Below are 15566 nucleotides of genomic sequence, written 5' to 3'. Positions count from 1 at the left end.
TAGGCGTCCGTCCAGTCGCCCGGGCGATTAAGGTGCCGCCGCTGGAATGCTCGTGCGCCAAGACTATGAGCCGCGCGTATCCACGCGCCCGTTATTTCCCTGCTGGAGAAGCACATGACGCACAGTGAACGCCATCGGTCCCACAGAACCGGGTGGCTCCGCGCTGCCGTCCTCGGAGCGAACGATGGCATCGTGTCCACCGCGAGCCTGGTACTGGGGGTCGCGACCGCGGGTGCCGGGACCCGGGGGATGCTGGTGGCCGGCGTAGCCGGACTCGTCGCCGGCGCCATGTCGATGGCTGCCGGCGAATACGTCTCCGTCAGCTCCCAAGCCGATACCGAGCGAGCCGATCTGGCGCGGGAGAGCAAGGAGCTTGCGGCAAACCCCGAACAGGAACACGAAGAGCTGGTGATGATCTACATCCGGCGCGGGCTGGACAGACCGCTGGCGTCGAGCGTTGCCACCCAGCTCATGGCGCACGATGCGCTGGGCGCACACGGCAGGGACGAGCTCGGCATTTCCGACACGCTGGCAGCCAGACCGGTGCAAGCGGCATTCGCCTCGGCGGGGACCTTTGCGGCCGGCGCCGCGCTTCCATTGATTCTGGTGCTGGTCCTTCCTGCTTCGGCGCTGACTTGGGGGCTCGCTGCAGGTTCGCTGTGCTGTCTTGCCTTGCTGGGTTGGCTGGCGGCGGGTGCAGGTGGCGCGCCCGTTGCCCGGTCGGTCTTGCGGGTATCGTTCTGGGGCGCGCTGGCGATGGCCTCGACGGCCGCCGTGGGCGCGCTTTTCGGCGTCAGCGCTTGATGCGGCCCGATCGAGGACCCAGCTGCGCGCGGATGCTTCTTCACCGCGCTACGGGCGACTCGATTCGATGCGTCCCCCGTCTGGATCTGCGGCGGTCGCTCTGCCGGGGCAGATCCGCGCGATCGATGCGAGCCTGCCGGGCGGCAGGCCGTTGGTAGATCGGCGCCACGCAAAGGCCCCTGCGATTAGCTGACCGTCAGGACCAGGCATCTGTATCGCCAGGGGCGTGGCGAAGGGCAAACGCCTTCGGAACCCCGTCGCCACCAGCGGCGACCTCGGTTCAGGCATGCCAGTCGTTCTGCCACAAAAAAGCCCGCTTCGATGGCGGGCTTTGACGTCCAACACTTTGTTTTTCGGCAAGAATCTGGTGGCTATGGGTGGAATCGAACCACCGACCTCGGGATTATGAGTCTCGCGCTCTAACCGTCTGAGCTACATAGCCAGGATCAACTTCCATCGTCTGCCTGCGGGCCATGGGCCCGTTTCCGGACCAGCCCAAGGCCGAGACGGACTTCACGAGGGAAGCCGCGAATTATTGCCGGGCCCGCGCGCGGCGTCAATTCACAGCCCCGCGGCTTGTCGGCCCGGCGTGGCCGTGGCAGAGTCGGACACAGTGAATCTGGAGTCCGCATCGTGATCGATCCGGACGGTTATCGGCCCAATGTCGGCATCGTTTTGATGCACCCCGACGGTCGCGTCTTCTGGGCGCGGCGCGTGCGGCGTGATGGCTGGCAGTTCCCGCAGGGCGGGATGAACACCGACGAGACGCCGCTGGAGGCGATGTACCGCGAGCTGGAGGAAGAAACCGGCTTGCGTGCCGACCACGTCGCCGTGCTCGGCGCGACGCCCGGCTGGCTGCGTTACCGCCTGCCGCAGCGCGCGATCCGCCGCAACGACAAGCTGGTGTGCATTGGCCAGAAGCAGGTCTGGTTCCTGCTCCAGTTCACCGGCAGCGAGGGCGACCTGCGCCTGGACGGGACCGACAAGCCCGAATTCGACCACTGGCGCTGGGTCGACTTCTGGTATCCGCTCGAGCACGTGGTCACCTTCAAGCGTGGCGTCTACGCCAGCGCGCTGCGCCATCTGGCTCCGTTCGCCCGCCAGATCGCGGGGCATCGCGCCATTCCGCAGCCGCGACAGGAGCCGCGCCTGCGGCCCGCCCTGCGCCGGCAAACGGGACGCGGCGCCTGAAAGCCGAACGGTGTGTGCCGTTCATGATTGACAATCATTCTCATTCAGGGCCAGAATGACGGTCGTTTCCGCAATGGCAGCGTCTCCCGGCCCATGTACGTGTGCATCTGCAATGGCGTGACTGACCACGACATCCGCCAGGCCGCGCAGGCCGGCTGCGGCAGCATGGCCGAACTCACCATGCGCACCGGCTGCGGCGCCTGCTGCGGCAGTTGCGTTGACACGGCCACTGCCGTGCTCGAACAGGCCCGCGCCGAGCTGCAGCCCCAGCGCGACACCGTCGTGGACTTCCCCGGCATCCGCCACGCCGCCTGACTCCCCCTCCCGGCATTGTTCGCGCCGGTCCGGATGCATACGATTCGCGTTTCGTCAGCTCTGGTGCGATGGCGCTAGAGTGGACGGTGAACGAGACGCGGAGACGTGCCATGCAAGGCGATGTACAGGTCATCAAGTTCCTCAACCAGGCGCTCTACAACGAGCTGACCGCGATCAACCAGTACTTCCTGCACGCCAAGATGCTGAAGAACTGGGGCCTGAACGAGCTCGCCAAGCACGAGTACGAGGAATCGATCGACGAGATGAAGCATGCCGACATGCTCGCCGAGCGGATCCTCTTCCTCGACGGGCTGCCGAATTTCCAGGCGCTGGGCAAGCTCAAGATCGGTGAGAACCCGAAGGAAGTCCTCGAGTGCGACCTGGCGCTCGAGCTGGAGGCCGTGCCGCCGCTGAAGGCCGGGATCGCGCACTGCGAGCAGGTCGGGGACTTCGTCAGCCGCCGGCTGTTCACCGACATCCTCAAGTCCGAGGAAGAGCACATCGACTGGCTGGAAACCCAGCTGGCGCTGATCGCGCGGATCGGCGAGCAAAACTACCTGCAGACCAAGATCGACGGCGACGACTGATCGCCGCGCGCCCGCGGGCAGGTTGGCAACAACCGGCACCAACGCTGGAAACGCCCGCTCACGGCTGAAGCCGCTCTTCCATCGACTTTGGCCTGCCGCGTGCGGCGGCGGCCGCGCAACGCGCCCGTCCCGCCTGCCGGTGCCAATTGGCGCATATCCCGTCGCAGCGGTTTCAGCCGTGCGCTTGTTTCCCGGCACGCACCAAGAAGTTCGCGGCCGAAGCCGCTCCCGCGGGTGTCGGGTGCCTACAGCGAATCCGCTTCACTACGCTGGCTCGCGCGCAGCTGTTGCCGGGCGCGCTGGAACTCGTTGGCGACCAGCGCCACCGCAACCGCGGGACGGTCCAGCGACTGCTGGCGCGCGCCCATCTCGATGCGCTTGGCGGCGGCCGACAGCGACATCGCGCCGAGGTTGGCGCTGGATGACTTGAGCGAGTGCGCGGCGTCGCGCAGGGCCACGTAGTCGGGGCCGCTGCTGGCCGCGACTTCCAGCGCGGACACGAGCCGCGGCGTGTCCTCGAGGAACACATCGATCAGCCGGTCGACTTCGCCCCCGAGCATCGAGCGCAGCTCGTCCAGGACCTCCTGGTCGATCAGCGGCGGCGCGATCCGCGACGGAGCGGGTTCCGTCGGGGCGATGGGCGGATCGAAGCCCGGCTCGGCGTCGCTTGCCGCGGCCGTCGGCGTCGCCAGCGGGCCGGCGGAAACGCTCGGCTCGACTGCGGCGGGGATCGCCGCCTGCCACGGCGCCGGCGGCGCGGCAGGCACTTCGGCCTCGGCACTGGGCGCGGCACTGTGCGCCGCGGCTTCGGCGCCGGCATCGTCGAACGTCATCGACGCGGGTTCGTCGACACCGGACACCGCGCCTTCCAGCGCGTCGAGCGCCGCGACCTGCGGATTCCACCAGTGATGCAGGCAGCGTTCGAGTTCGCTGCGCGTGACCGGCTTGGGCAGGTAGTCGTCCATGCCGGCGTCCAGGCACTTCTGGCGATCGCCCGCCATCGCGTTGGCGGTCATCGCCACGATCGGGAGATGGCGGCCGTCGGCGGCGAGCGCTTCGCTCTCGCGCCAGCGCCGGGTCGCGGTATAGCCGTCCATCACCGGCATCTGGCAGTCCATCAGCACCAGGTCGTAGCGCGAGGCCGACATCCGCATCAGCGCGGCCTCGCCGTTGCTGGCGGTGTCGCAGGTGATGCCGAGCACGCCGAGCAGGCGCTGGCCCACCATCAGGTTGACCGGGTTGTCCTCGACCAGGAGAACCCGGGCCTTGCGCAGCGTGGCGGCGTCTTTGTTGGTGACCATGGTGGTTGCGGGTGTGGCGGCGGCTTCGCGCTGCAGGTTGTCGGGCGTGGCGGCGGGGCGGGTATTGGTCAGCGCGGCGCGCAGGTCGCCGTCGGGCGCCTGCCGGCTGAGCAGGGTGACATTGTGCTGCAGCTCGTCGGCGACCGGGTCCTCGCCGTACAGGCAGACCAGCCGCAGGTTGCCGTAGATCGTGCTGCGGCTGATGTTGCGATGCAGGGCCACGGCGGTGTTGCGGATGCCGGCCAGGTCGGCCAGCACCACCGAGTACGCCCACGGCTTGCCCTGGTTGGCGGCGGTACGCAGGCGGTCGAGCGCCTCCTGGGTGGTTTCCACCGAGCTGACGCGCAGCCCCCAGTTGGGCAGCAGCATCGACAGCCGCAGGCGCAGGCGCGGGTCGGCGCTGAGCAGCAGCAGGCGGCCGCCGTTGGTGGCGGTGGTCTCGGCCGACGGCATGTCGCCGTGCACTTTCAACAGCGGGATCTCGAACCAGAACGTGGCACCGCGCCCGGGGTCGGATTCGACACCGATGCGGCCGGTCATCAGCTCGACGATGCGGCGCGAAATCGCCAGCCCCAGGCCGGTGCCGCCGTACAGGCGGGTGGTCGACGTGTCGGCCTGGCTGAAAGCCTGGAACAGCCGGCCCTGGGCTTCGGGCGCGATGCCGATTCCGGTGTCGTGGACCTCGAAGCGCAGCTGGTGCTGGGCGGTGGTCTCGCCGATCCGGCGCACGTTGATCGTGATCGAGCCGCGCTCGGTGAACTTCACCGCGTTGCTCACCAGGTTGCTCAGCACCTGGCGCAGGCGCACAGGGTCGCCGCGCACCGGCAGGCGCACGCCCGGATCGATGTTCAGCGACAGCCGCAGGCCCTTGCTCTGCGCCGGCCGATCCATCAGCTGGACCACCGCCTCGAGCAGTTCGCGCAGGTTGAAGCCGGTGGACTCGAGCACCAGCTTGTCGGCCTCGAGCTTGGAGTAGTCGAGGATGTCGTCGACGATCCGCAGCATCTGCTGCGACGAGGTGTAGGCGGTGCGCACCATCTCGGCGTGGTCTGGCGCGAGCTGGGCGTGCATCAGCAGGTCCAGCATCGGCACGATGCCGTTGAGCGGAGTGCGGATCTCGTGGCTCATCGTGGCGAGGAACTCGCCCTTGGCCATCACCGCCGATTCCGCGGCCTGCTTGGCTTGGCGCAGCTGCTGCTCGAGCTGGGTGTGGCGGTCGAGCTCGCGCTGCAGTTCGCCAAGCTCGGCCTCGTCGCGGCGGGCGCGGATGTCGGCCTCCTCGATCTCGCGCTCGCGCTGGCGCGTGGAGATGAACATGCCGATCGAGGCGAACACCGCCAGCAGCGCCAGCACCAGTGCGAAGCCCTGCCAGGGGCCGTCCAGCCCCAGTACGTCCAGCGCCAGAGTCAGCGCGGCGCCGGCCGCCGCGCCGAGCGTCAGCCAGCGCAGCATGGTGGCGGAAGGTCGCGAGCGGCTGACGACCACGGTCACAGCACCGAATTCTGGAAGTCGAAATCGAGGCCGCCGGCCGCGTGCTGCACCAGGTTGCCCTGGATGTAGTCGACGCCGCTGATCCACAGCGTCGCCGCAGCCTGCGGGTCCTCGACCTGCTGGCCGATCACCTGCAGCCCGAGCCGATGGGCGCGCTCGATCGCCGCGCGCATTTCGTCGCGCACCGCGCTTTCGCCCAGCCTGCTGGAATAGCGCGCGGCCAGACGCATGAAGCCCAGCGGCATGCGCGCGAGCAGGGCATCGGATTCAGCGCCGGCGCTGTACTGGCTCAGGCACAGCTGAACGCCGGCCGGCACCATCGCGTTGCAGAATTCCTGCAGCGCGACCGCATGCACCAGCGCCTCGTCCTGGCGCACGTCGATGACCAGCGACGGGCCGTCGATCCGGGTCCCCGACAGGGTTTCGAGCAGCGCCGCGGCGTAGCCGTCGCGGGTCAGCGAAAGCGGCGACTGGCTGACGAACAGACGCACCGGGCGGTTCTCGCCGGCGCGCTGGTCCAGCACCTTGATCGCGAGCTCCAGCACCTTGCGGTCGATCTCGTGCAACACGCCCACCGCCTCCGCGGCCGGCAGCACCTCGGCGGCGGTATGCACGCCGCCTTCCTGGTCGCGCAGGCGCAGCAGCGTCTGGTATTGCGCTTCCTCGCCGCCGGCGACCGCCACGATCGGCTGGAACGCCAGCTCGAAGCGGTCGTTCATCAGCGCATCGTGGATCATCACCACGCGATCGGCATCGGCTTCCACCAGCGCGGCTTCCGGCGGGCGATGGGCGGCGACGCCGACCGGCAGGCGACGCGCCTCGCGCAGCGCCTGCTCGGCGGCCGCCAGCGCGCTGCTGGCGTCGCGGAAGTTTTCCTGCAGGGAGGCGTAGCCGACCAGTGCGCGCAGGCGCAGCCTCTGGCCATCGATCGCGAGCTCGTGGCGGCCGACGCCATCGCGCAGCGTGCGTGCGAATGCATCCTGCGCAGCGCCCTCCACGTCGGCCGCATAGACCACGAAGGTGTTGTCGTTCAGGCGTGACACCAGGTGCTCGCCGGCCAGCTGCCCCACATATCGCCCGGTGTCGGCCAGCGCGCCCTCGAGGGCCACGTAGCCGAAGCGGTCGCGCAGCGCCGTGGTATTTTCGATCTCGACGAAGTACAGCGCGCCGCGCGACTGGTCGGGAATCGCCGCGCCCAGCCGCTGCAGCATCGCGGTGCGCGTGTACAGCCCGGTCACCGGGTGGCGGCCCTCGCCGCTGCGCTGGCGCTCGAGCGTCCGCGCGCGACGCACGCGGCTTTCCACCGCCGCGATCAGATGCCGCGGCCGCACCGGCTTGGTGAGGAAATCATCGGCGCCGACCTGCAGCACCTCGAACTGGGTTTCCGGGTCCGGGTCGCCGGTCAGGAACACGATCGGCGTGTTCGCGAAGCGCGCGTCCGCGCGGATCAGGGTGGTGATCTCGGTGCCGTTGAGGCCCGGCATGTGCAGGTCGGTCAGGACCAGGTCGGGACGGAACGCATCCATCGCGGCCATCACCTCGCTGCTGATCCCCACCACGCGCGCCTGCATGCCGGTGCCGGCGAGCACCGTTTCGGCGAACAGCGCCTGGCTGGGATCGTCCTCGACGATCAGCACCCGGTACGGCGCGTCGCCGCTTTCACCCTGGGGCAGCACCTGCGGCAGCGGGGCCTCCGCGACGGGGGTTTCCTCGCTCGCGGGCAGCACGGCCTCGGGCGCGTCGGCGCACCAGCGGCGCCAGTAATGCGGCGGCGGAAATTCCGCGCGCAGTGACGTGCCGGGGGGCGCCACGGCAGAACCCTGCCGGGCGCCGCCGGATGCATTCGCGGCAGCGGTTCTGGTGGACGCGGGCACAACCTGACTCCCCTGTGGACGCGGCGATTATGCGCATGCGTCGGTTAACAGCCTACTACGGACCGCACACTTCGATCAGGACAGGGCAGCCCCCAGGGTGCGGCGCTTACCCGGCCTCTACCGGGCCTGCGGACGCGGCGCGCGACGGAACAATTTTCGCCAGACCCACCACACCAGCAAGACGAACAACACGCTGACCGCGACCACCAGCGTCAGCGCGATCCACGGATGCGTGAAGGCCAGCGCCAGCCCGCCAACGACCGCCGCGTCCTCGGTGAACGACGCGGTCCAGTTGCTGACCGGTTCCGGGGACGTGTTCATCATCGCCCGCGCTCCGCTCTTGAGCAGATGGCTGGTCAGCGCCACGCCGGCGCCGGTCGCGAGCATCCCGGCACCAAGCTCGCCGTCGGGCGACAGCGTCGCCGCGGCGAGGAAGGCGCCGGCGGGCACCCGCAGCAGCGTGTGCAGCAGGTCCCAGCCACTGTCCACGCCCGGGATCTTGTCGGCGAAGAATTCCGCGGCCGCCAGGACGCCCGACACGCCCAGCACCCACGGCGAGGAGGTCGCTTCCAGTGCCTGCGGCAGGTCCAGCCAGCCGAAGAAGCCGGCCAGGCCGATGCCGAACACGGTGAGATAGACCCGGATCCCCGCCAGCCAGGCCAGCAGGACGCCGATCGCGAACAGGTGGGCTTCGGTCATGGTGCTGCACCTCGCACGGACCCGCGCGGAGGCCGGGTCGCCGGCGCAGGTTAGCGCAGCCGGCCGCGGCTTGACGCCGGCGCTAAGCGGTCGCTATACCGTGGCGATGGCCGAGACCGAACAGACCCCGGAACCGCAGCCGCCCGAAGCCCCCGCGACCGCCATGCCTGCGACGCCCTCCGGCGGGACGCCTGCAGGCAGGCCGCTGTGGCAGGGCGTGGTGTTCGCCGCCGCGCTGGCGTTCGGCGCGTGGGGGCTGTGGACCACCTTCGCCCCGGTGGGCGAAGTCGTGCAGCCCCGCGGCCAGCGCGCCAGGGTCGATGCGCTCGAACAGCAGGTCGCCACCCTCAAGCGCTCCGACCAGATCAGCCGCGACGCCAACCGCGACCTGCAGGGCACGCTGGCCGAGCGCGACGAGGAGATCGCCGGCCTGCGCGCCGACGTGGCCTTCTACGAGCGGTTCGTCGGCGCCACCGGGCAGCGCCGCGGCCTGACCGTGCACACGCTGCAGTTGCAGCCGCAGTCCGGCCAGGCCTGGCACTTCACCACCACCCTGACCCAGAACCTCAACCGCGGCTCGGTCAGCAGCGGCCAGGTGACGCTGTCGGTCGAGGGCACCCGCGACGGCAAGCTCCACGAGCTGTCGTGGGACGACCTGCGCCAGCAGCCCGGCGCGGCCGGAATCCCGTATTCGTTCAAGTATTTCCAGGAAGTCGGCGGCGACCTGGTGCTGCCAGCCGGCTACCAGCCGCTGCGGGTCATCGTGCGGCTGGCGCCCAAGAGCGGCAGCGCGGTCGAGCAGTCGTTCCCGTGGGCCGATGCGACGCGGCGTTCCGACCCCGGAGCTTGAAGCGCGTGGCCGCGCCCCCCATCCTGTGGCCATGGAAAACAACGCCGTCCACGACGCCGCGCCGGGTTACCAGTCGCTGCAGCGCCCGCTCGATTTCACGCCCGCAGCTGCCGCCAAGGTCCGGCAGCTTATCGCCGAAGAAGGCAACCAGGCGCTGAAGCTGCGCGTGTACATCCAGGGCGGCGGCTGTTCGGGGTTCCAGTACGGCTTCGAATTCGACGAGCAGCAGGGCGAAGATGACCTGGCCATCGATACCGACGGCGTGGTGCTGCTGGTCGACCCGCTCAGCCTGCAATACCTGATGGGCGCGGCGGTCGACTACGTCGAAAGCCTGCACGGCGCGCAGTTCACCATCCGCAACCCCAACGCCAAATCCACCTGCGGCTGCGGGAGCAGTTTCACGGTGTAGGCCGGGACATGGTGGCCGGGTCGCGCCTCCGTGCAGCGACATCGCGGCCCCCGCGCGTCGCATGCGCATCGCGGCACGTGTTGTGGGAGCGGCTTCAGCCGCGAGCCCTGACCGGATGCCTTCCCGTGGCAACCAGCGTGTTCGCCGGGGAATTTCCGTCGCGAACTGCCAGCCGATGCCCACTGCCGTGGAAGCTCGCGGTTGAAGCCGCTCCCACAAGATCGTGTTTGTGGCCAGGATCCCTTCATCCTCAGCGTCGGGCAAATCCGTTGCGCAACGGCGCCTGGTCGAGCGCGCCCAGAGCATTAGCCGGTCTCTGCCGCGCAGCGGAAGGGGTAGGGCGCAGCGCCGGGCGAGGGTTCCGGATTGACATCAATCGCACCCGGCCCTCGCGCACGAAATGGGAGAATGCGCCTCCGCACGATGACAGGATCCGCGCGCATGACATCGCCCATCGCCGCACATTCGCCGGCGTTCGCCTTCCTCGAATCTCCGCTCGACCGCGCCGAGCACCTGCGTGACCACGCCGACGGGCTGGCGGCCCGCTGGCCGCGGTCGCGGGTGGTGGTGGTCGATGCGGAGGGCCGCGCCGCCGCCGATGCCGAGGGCGGCCCGCTCAGGCTGGAGGGTGCCGACCTTGCCTGCGCCGCGACCGGCGGCGATCCCTGCGCCTCCGCGCTGTTCCTCGGCCTGCGCGGCGACGAAGCCTGGTTCGCGATGCGCGCCGACGCGGTCGTCGCCGACATCGCGCACTGGGTCGACCTGCGCCGCGCCGCCGCCACCTGGCCTGCGGTCGAAGCCACTGCGTTCGCCCAGGCGCGTGCGGTGCTGCACTGGCAGGCACGGCATCGCCACTGCGGGGTCTGCGGCACCGCGCTGGAAGACCGTCGCGCCGGCTGGCTGGGCTGGTGCCCGCGCTGCAAGCTCGAACACTATCCGCGCACCGATCCGGCGGTCATCGTCGCCATCACCGACGGGGAGCGCCTGCTGCTCGGCCGCAATGCCGGCTGGCCAGCGCATCGCTATTCCACGCTGGCCGGTTTCGTCGAGCCGGGCGAATCGCTGGAACAGACGGTGGCGCGGGAAGTGTTCGAGGAAAGCGGCGTGCGCGTGCGCGAATGCCGCTACCTCGCCTCGCAGCCATGGCCGTTCCCGTCGTCGCTGATGCTCGGATTCATCGCCCAGGCCGAGCCCGACGAGCCGGTGGTCGGCGACGAACTCGAGGACGCGCGCTGGTTCACCTTCGACGAGGTCGATGCCGCGTTGCGCGGCGCGTCGCCGGAAGGCGGCTTGTTGCTCTCGCCGTCGATTTCGATCTCGCGGTGGCTGGTGTCGCATTGGCATGCGGACATGGCGGGGCGCAGAGGGCGCTGAATCAATCGTCCACGGGAATGCAGGATCAGCGTTTCCCAGCGGATAGGAGTCGCGCAGTCTCGCGAAAGCACTCACCACCAGACCGCCTGCACGCGCGATTTTCCGCGGCGTCCCGGCAGGCGCCGGGTGCGCGGCACACTTCGCCTGCATCGTTTGATGCTTCGTCTTCGAATCCGATCAGCGATCAGTGATCGCGGACGGCGACCACGACCCCGATTCCACCCGCCACCAGCGCTCCCCTGGCGGCCATGCACCCCCTCGCGTGGCTGCATTAAACTCCGGCGATGTTCACCACCTTGCTCGCCGTCGTCGTCGCCCTCGCACTGGGGCACCTGGCACAACCGCTGGCCGCGGCCGTGCGCCAGTTCGGCTGGTTCGGACAATGGTTGCGCTGGATCGACGGCCGCTTTCCCGGCGACGGCTTCTGGCGCGGCCGCTACGGCATCGTCCTCGCACTGGTGCCGCCGCTGTTGCTGGTGGGGCTGTTCCAGCTCGCGCTGGATGGCACGGTATTCGGCCTGCCGTCGATCGTGTTCGGCATCGTCGTGCTGTTCTATGCGTGGGGGCCGCGCGATCTCGATGCCGATGTCGATGCGATCGTGCAGACCGACGACCCGGTCACGCGCCATGCCGCCGCCGCGCGACTGTGGCCTGCCGGCGAAGCGGTGTCGCTGTCCGGCAGCTCGCTGGTCGGTGCGGTGTTCCGCTCGGCCAAGCGGCGCTGGTTCGGCGTGCTCTTCTGGTTCCTGGTGCTCGGGCCGGTCGGGGCGCTGCTGTATCGCCTGGCCGCGATCGCCGCCGAAGGCGACGGCAACCATCTCCTGCCGGCCGGGACGCTCTCCGGCGCGCGCGGCCTGTTGAAGCTCCTCGACTGGCCGGTGGCGCAGCTGATGACCCTGGCCATGGCGCTGGTGGGCAACTTCGACGCGGTGTTCACCGCGTGGCGCGAGAACGGCGGGGCTTCGTTCGCGCTCGACGCGGGGTTCCTGGCGGCCGCCGCGCGCGCCTGCGTCCGGATCGAACTGGCCGAGGAAGCGAGCGAGGAAACCGAGTCCGGCGTCCAGATCGGTGGCGCGATGGTCGCCGTCGCGCCGGAACTGCCCGAGCTGCAGGACGCGATGAGCCTGGCCTGGCGCGTCCTGCTGGTGTGGACGGCGGTGATGGCGCTGTTCGTGGTTGCCGGCTGGGTGAGCTGAGCCGCGCCGCGAGGAATCCTCGTGCAAGCGGCTGAAGCCGCTCGCGGGACAGCCTAGGCTTCGCTGCCGCGCAGCGCGCGCACCTCGGCCTCGAGCATTTCAGCCGTCACGCCTTCGCCCGACACCGGCCCGCCCGCCACCACCTCGACGTGTGCGCGGAATCGCCGCGGCGTGCGCATGCGGCCCATGCGATCGTCGCGATGGCTCCACATGCTTGCCCACATCCCGCGCAGGGCCATCGGCACCACCGGGACCGGGCGTCCGGCAGCGGCGGCACGCGCGAGGATCCGTTCGACGCCGGACTTGAAGGCCGCGATCTCGCCGCTGGTGGTCAGTTTTCCTTCGGGGAAGATGCCGACGATTTCTCCCTCCGCCAGCGCCGCGTCGATCGCGTCGAAGGCCTGCTCCATCAGCGCCGGCTTCTCGCGCGCGCCGGCGATCGGGATCGCCTTGCCGGTGCGGAAGATCCAGCGCATCACCGGGATGTTGAAGATCCTGTAATACATCACGAAGCGCACCGGCCGCGGAATGCTGGCCGACAGGATCAGTGCGTCCATGTAGCTCACGTGGTTGCACACCACCAGCACCGCGCCTTCCTCGGGAATATGGTCGATGCCGCGCGTGCGCAGCCGGTACAGCGTGCGCACCAGCACCCAGCTCAGGAAGCGCATCAGGAACTCGGGAACGATCGTGAAGATCCAGATCGCCACCAGCGCGTTGGCGATCGCCAGCGCCAGGATTACCTGCGGGATCGACCAATCCAGCCAGCGCTGCACCGCCAGCGCCGACAGCGACGCCAGCACGATGAAGCCCGAGTTCTGGATGTTCAGCGCGGCGAACACCCGCGACATTTCCGACTTCGGCGTGCGCGACTGGATCAGCGCGAACAGCGGCACCACGAACAGACCGGTGAACAGGCCGATCCCGACCAGGTCCGCCACCGTGCGCCAGGCGCCCGGCTGCTGCAGGAAACCGGCCACGTCCAGTCCCGCCGTCGTCGCGACCCCGGTCCGTGCCAGCGCCAGGTCGAGCAGGAACGCGGTCATGCCGAAAGCGCCCAGCGGCACCAGCCCGATTTCCACGGTGCGCGCAGACAGCCTCTCGCACAGCATCGAGCCCACGCCGGTGCCGATCGAGAACAGCGCCAGCGCCAGGATGTACAGCGTCGCCGAGCCGCCCAGGTAAACCTCGGCGTAGGCCGGCAGCTGGCTGGTCAGCACCGTGCCGACGAACCAGAACCACGACACGCCGAGGATCGCGTTGCGCACCGCCAGCTGCCTGCGCGCGAGCCGCAGCACCGCGATCGATTCCGGGATCGGGTTCCAGTTGATCTTCAATCCCGGCGCGCCCGCGCCGGCTTCCGGGATCGCGCGACTGGCGACGTTGCCGGCGATCGCCAGCGCGATGATCGTCGCGCCCGCCACCCACGGCCCGCCGGCGCCGGTCATCGCGAAGATCGATCCGCCGAGGATCATGCCCAGCAGGATCGAGATCGACGTCCCCATCTCGACCAGCCCGTTGCCGCCGGTGAGCTCGCGCGGATGCAGCACGGCCGGGAGGATCGAATACTTCACCGGCCCGAACAGCGTGGACTGCACCCCGGTGAGGAACAGCGCCACCAGCAGCACCGTCATGCTGGTGGTCACGAAGCCGACCGCCGCCAGCGACATGATCGCGATCTCCATCGCGGTGGTGATGCGGATCAGCGTGGACTTCTCGGTACGTTCGGTGAACTGCCCGGCCAGCGCCGAGAACAGGAAGTAGGGAAGGATGAAGATCGCCGGCGCAAGCGTGGCGTAGAGCGTCTTCTGCTCGGCGCTTACGCCCAGCCAGAACAGCATGCCGATGATCGCCTGCCGGTAGACGTTGTCGTTGAACGCGCCAAAGCACTGGGTCACGAAGAACGGCAGGAAGCGGCGCTGCCGGAGCAGCTCGAACTGGTTGTGGCCCGACATGCGAGAGTTCCGGTGACGACCGGGCGAGCCTAGCAGAGCCATCGGCGCATGCGCCCTCCCGGATCGCGCATTTCGCCCCCGCGTAGTGCGTGCGCGGGAGACGGACTATCGTGCGGCTCCCGCGGCTCCCGCGGCGCCGGGAAGCGCCCCTAAGGCTGCCGTTCGCGTTCGATCGCGCGCCAGCCGATGTCGTGGCGGTGGAACTCGCCCGGCCAGGAAATGCCGGCGACTTCGGCGTACGCCCGCTTCTGCGCGTCGGCCACGGTGTCGCCCAGCGCGCACACGCACAGCACGCGGCCGCCAGCGGTGACGACGCGGTCGCCTTCGAGGCGGGTGCCGGCGTGGAACACCTTGGTGTCCTCGACGTCGGGGACGTCCCAGGCGTTGATCATGTTGCCGGTGCTCGGCGTGCCGGGATAGCCCGCGGCGGCCATCACCACCCCCAGCGACGGACGCGGATCCCACAGTGCGCGGCTGCGGTCGAGGCGGCCGTCGATCGCATCCTCGATGTGGTCGAGAAGATCCGAACGCAGCCGCATCATGACCGGCTGCGTCTCCGGGTCGCCGAAGCGCACGTTGAACTCGATCACCTTCGGCGCGCCGGTCTTGTCGATCATCAGGCCCGCGTACAGGAAGCCGGTGAACGGCGCACCGTCGGCGGCCATGCCGCGCACGGTCGGTGCGACGACTTCGCGCAGGATCCGCTGTTCGACCTCGGCGGTCACCACCGGCGCCGGCGAATAGGCGCCCATGCCGCCGGTGTTGGGGCCGGTGTCGCCGTCGCCGACGCGCTTGTGGTCCTGCGAGGTCGCCATCGGCAGCGCGAAACGGCCATCGACGATCGAGATGAAGCTGGCTTCCTCGCCGTCGAGGAACTCCTCGACCACCACCCGCGCGCCCGCTTCGCCGAATGCATTGCCGGCCAGCATGTCGGCGACCGCGGCCTCGGCCTCGGCCAGGGTCATCGCCACGATCACGCCCTTGCCGGCCGCCAGGCCGTCGGCCTTGATCACGATCGGGGCGCCTTTCGCGCGGACGTACTCGAGCGCCTCCTCCACGTTGGTGTGCACCGCGTAGTGCGCGGTGGGGATGCCGTGGCGGGCCAGGAAATCCTTGGCGAACGCCTTGCTGCCCTCGAGCTGCGCGGCCGCGGCGGTGGGGCCGAAGATACGCAGCCCCTCGGCGCGGAAGCGGTCGACCACGCCGGCCACCAGCGGACCTTCGGGGCCGACGACGGTGAGCGCGACCCCTTCGTCGCGCGCAAGCGCGAGCAGGGCGTCGAGATCGGTCGCCGCGACGTCGGCGTTGCGGCACTTGCCCTCGGTCGCGGTGCCGGCGTTGCCGGGGGCGACGATCACCTCGGCCACGCGCGGAGACTGCGCGAGCTTCCAGGCCAGGGCATGTTCGCGCCCTCCGGCGCCGATCACGAGCAGTTTCAAGGCAGTCGTTTCCACCTGGGCGATGGCGTGGATTCTAACGGCGCGCCCGGGCGGCGGACATGGTCGCGTCTGGCGCGCGAC

13 protein-coding genes and 1 tRNA gene are annotated in these 15566 nt (G+C 69.6%); 8 read left to right on the top strand and 6 right to left on the bottom strand.

The window, feature by feature from the left end; genetic code table 11:
• The first annotated feature begins 102 nt into the window (after window positions 1-102).
• On the top strand, window positions 103-804 hold the full coding sequence (locus ACFOM9_RS08415; protein WP_386710949.1) for a VIT1/CCC1 transporter family protein: 702 nt from the start codon (window positions 103-105) through the stop codon (window positions 802-804).
• Window positions 805-1169: 365 nt separating this feature from the next.
• Here the strand turns inward: ACFOM9_RS08415 and ACFOM9_RS08410 are convergent.
• Window positions 1170-1246, bottom strand: a tRNA-Met gene (locus tag ACFOM9_RS08410).
• A gap of 191 nt (window positions 1247-1437) precedes the next feature.
• Here ACFOM9_RS08410 and ACFOM9_RS08405 point away from each other — a divergent pair.
• The 3 genes from ACFOM9_RS08405 to bfr all read left to right on the top strand — a co-directional run bounded on the left by ACFOM9_RS08405 (window position 1438) and on the right by bfr (window position 2897).
• The gene (locus tag ACFOM9_RS08405; RefSeq protein ID WP_386708905.1) at window positions 1438-1995 is read left to right on the top strand and encodes an RNA pyrophosphohydrolase; all 558 of its coding nucleotides are present in this window, start codon (window positions 1438-1440) and stop codon (window positions 1993-1995) included.
• A gap of 93 nt (window positions 1996-2088) precedes the next feature.
• Entirely contained in the window at window positions 2089-2310 is a 222-nt protein-coding gene (locus tag ACFOM9_RS08400; RefSeq protein ID WP_386708902.1) for a (2Fe-2S)-binding protein, read from the top strand.
• Between the two features lie 110 nt (window positions 2311-2420).
• Window positions 2421-2897 carry a bacterioferritin gene (gene bfr, locus ACFOM9_RS08395; protein ID WP_386708899.1) on the top strand — a complete coding sequence of 159 codons (477 nt, stop codon included), beginning with the start codon at window positions 2421-2423 and terminating at the stop codon, window positions 2895-2897.
• Between the two features lie 245 nt (window positions 2898-3142).
• On the opposite strand, the gene ACFOM9_RS08390 is transcribed toward bfr, so the two are convergent.
• The 3 genes from ACFOM9_RS08390 to ACFOM9_RS08380 form a co-directional block, all read right to left on the bottom strand.
• Window positions 3143-5689, bottom strand: coding sequence for a hybrid sensor histidine kinase/response regulator (locus ACFOM9_RS08390; RefSeq protein ID WP_386708896.1), 2547 nt, complete (start codon window positions 5687-5689; stop codon window positions 3143-3145).
• Entirely contained in the window at window positions 5686-7500 is a 1815-nt protein-coding gene (locus ACFOM9_RS08385; protein WP_386708893.1) for an EAL domain-containing protein, read from the bottom strand. Before ACFOM9_RS08385 ends, ACFOM9_RS08390 begins: the two co-directional genes overlap by 4 nt.
• Before the next feature lie 180 nt (window positions 7501-7680).
• Window positions 7681-8262: a DUF4126 domain-containing protein gene (locus tag ACFOM9_RS08380; RefSeq protein WP_386708890.1), complete on the bottom strand. Its 582-nt coding sequence runs from the start codon at window positions 8260-8262 to the stop codon at window positions 7681-7683.
• 106 nt (window positions 8263-8368) lie between these two features.
• Here ACFOM9_RS08380 and ACFOM9_RS08375 point away from each other — a divergent pair, with 106 nt between their 5' ends.
• From ACFOM9_RS08375 to ACFOM9_RS08360, 4 genes are all read left to right on the top strand, one after another.
• A complete protein-coding gene (locus ACFOM9_RS08375; protein ID WP_386708887.1) occupies window positions 8369-9112 on the top strand; it encodes a DUF6776 family protein in 744 nt (247 codons plus the stop codon).
• A 31-nt stretch (window positions 9113-9143) separates the two neighbouring features.
• Window positions 9144-9521: an iron-sulfur cluster insertion protein ErpA gene (erpA, locus tag ACFOM9_RS08370; protein WP_386708884.1), complete on the top strand. Its 378-nt coding sequence runs from the start codon at window positions 9144-9146 to the stop codon at window positions 9519-9521.
• A 441-nt stretch (window positions 9522-9962) separates the two neighbouring features.
• Window positions 9963-10895, top strand: coding sequence for an NAD(+) diphosphatase (nudC, locus tag ACFOM9_RS08365; protein ID WP_386708881.1), 933 nt, complete (start codon window positions 9963-9965; stop codon window positions 10893-10895).
• A gap of 284 nt (window positions 10896-11179) precedes the next feature.
• Window positions 11180-12091: a hypothetical protein gene (locus tag ACFOM9_RS08360; protein WP_386708878.1), complete on the top strand. Its 912-nt coding sequence runs from the start codon at window positions 11180-11182 to the stop codon at window positions 12089-12091.
• Window positions 12092-12144: 53 nt separating this feature from the next.
• Here the strand turns inward: ACFOM9_RS08360 and ACFOM9_RS08355 are convergent, their stop codons facing one another.
• A complete protein-coding gene (locus ACFOM9_RS08355; protein WP_386708875.1) occupies window positions 12145-14046 on the bottom strand; it encodes an MFS transporter in 1902 nt (633 codons plus the stop codon).
• Window positions 14047-14195: 149 nt separating this feature from the next.
• Window positions 14196-15485, bottom strand: a complete 1290-nt coding sequence (gene purD, locus ACFOM9_RS08350; RefSeq protein WP_386708872.1) for a phosphoribosylamine--glycine ligase — start codon at window positions 15483-15485, stop codon at window positions 14196-14198.
• Window positions 15486-15566 lie beyond the last annotated feature (81 nt).

The sequence above is a fragment of the Luteimonas notoginsengisoli genome (assembly GCF_042648885.1).
Classification (GTDB): domain Bacteria; phylum Pseudomonadota; class Gammaproteobacteria; order Xanthomonadales; family Xanthomonadaceae; genus Luteimonas; species Luteimonas notoginsengisoli.
The sequence above is the reverse complement of the archived record's forward strand: the minus strand, read 5'-3'. Positions and strand labels throughout refer to the sequence as shown.

What these genes read in the sequence shown, in the direction of transcription:
- ACFOM9_RS08400 (WP_386708902.1), top strand. Translation starts at nt 2,089, where the DNA reads ATGTACGTGTGCATCTGCAATGGCGTGACTGACCACGACATCCGCCAG.
- bfr (WP_386708899.1), top strand. Translation starts at nt 2,421, where the DNA reads ATGCAAGGCGATGTACAGGTCATCAAGTTCCTCAACCAGGCGCTCTAC.
- ACFOM9_RS08380 (WP_386708890.1), bottom strand. Translation starts at nt 8,262, where the DNA reads ATGACCGAAGCCCACCTGTTCGCGATCGGCGTCCTGCTGGCCTGGCTG.
- ACFOM9_RS08375 (WP_386708887.1), top strand. Translation starts at nt 8,369, where the DNA reads ATGGCCGAGACCGAACAGACCCCGGAACCGCAGCCGCCCGAAGCCCCC.
- erpA (WP_386708884.1), top strand. Translation starts at nt 9,144, where the DNA reads ATGGAAAACAACGCCGTCCACGACGCCGCGCCGGGTTACCAGTCGCTG.
- nudC (WP_386708881.1), top strand. Translation starts at nt 9,963, where the DNA reads ATGACATCGCCCATCGCCGCACATTCGCCGGCGTTCGCCTTCCTCGAA.
- ACFOM9_RS08360 (WP_386708878.1), top strand. Translation starts at nt 11,180, where the DNA reads ATGTTCACCACCTTGCTCGCCGTCGTCGTCGCCCTCGCACTGGGGCAC.
- ACFOM9_RS08355 (WP_386708875.1), bottom strand. Translation starts at nt 14,046, where the DNA reads ATGTCGGGCCACAACCAGTTCGAGCTGCTCCGGCAGCGCCGCTTCCTG.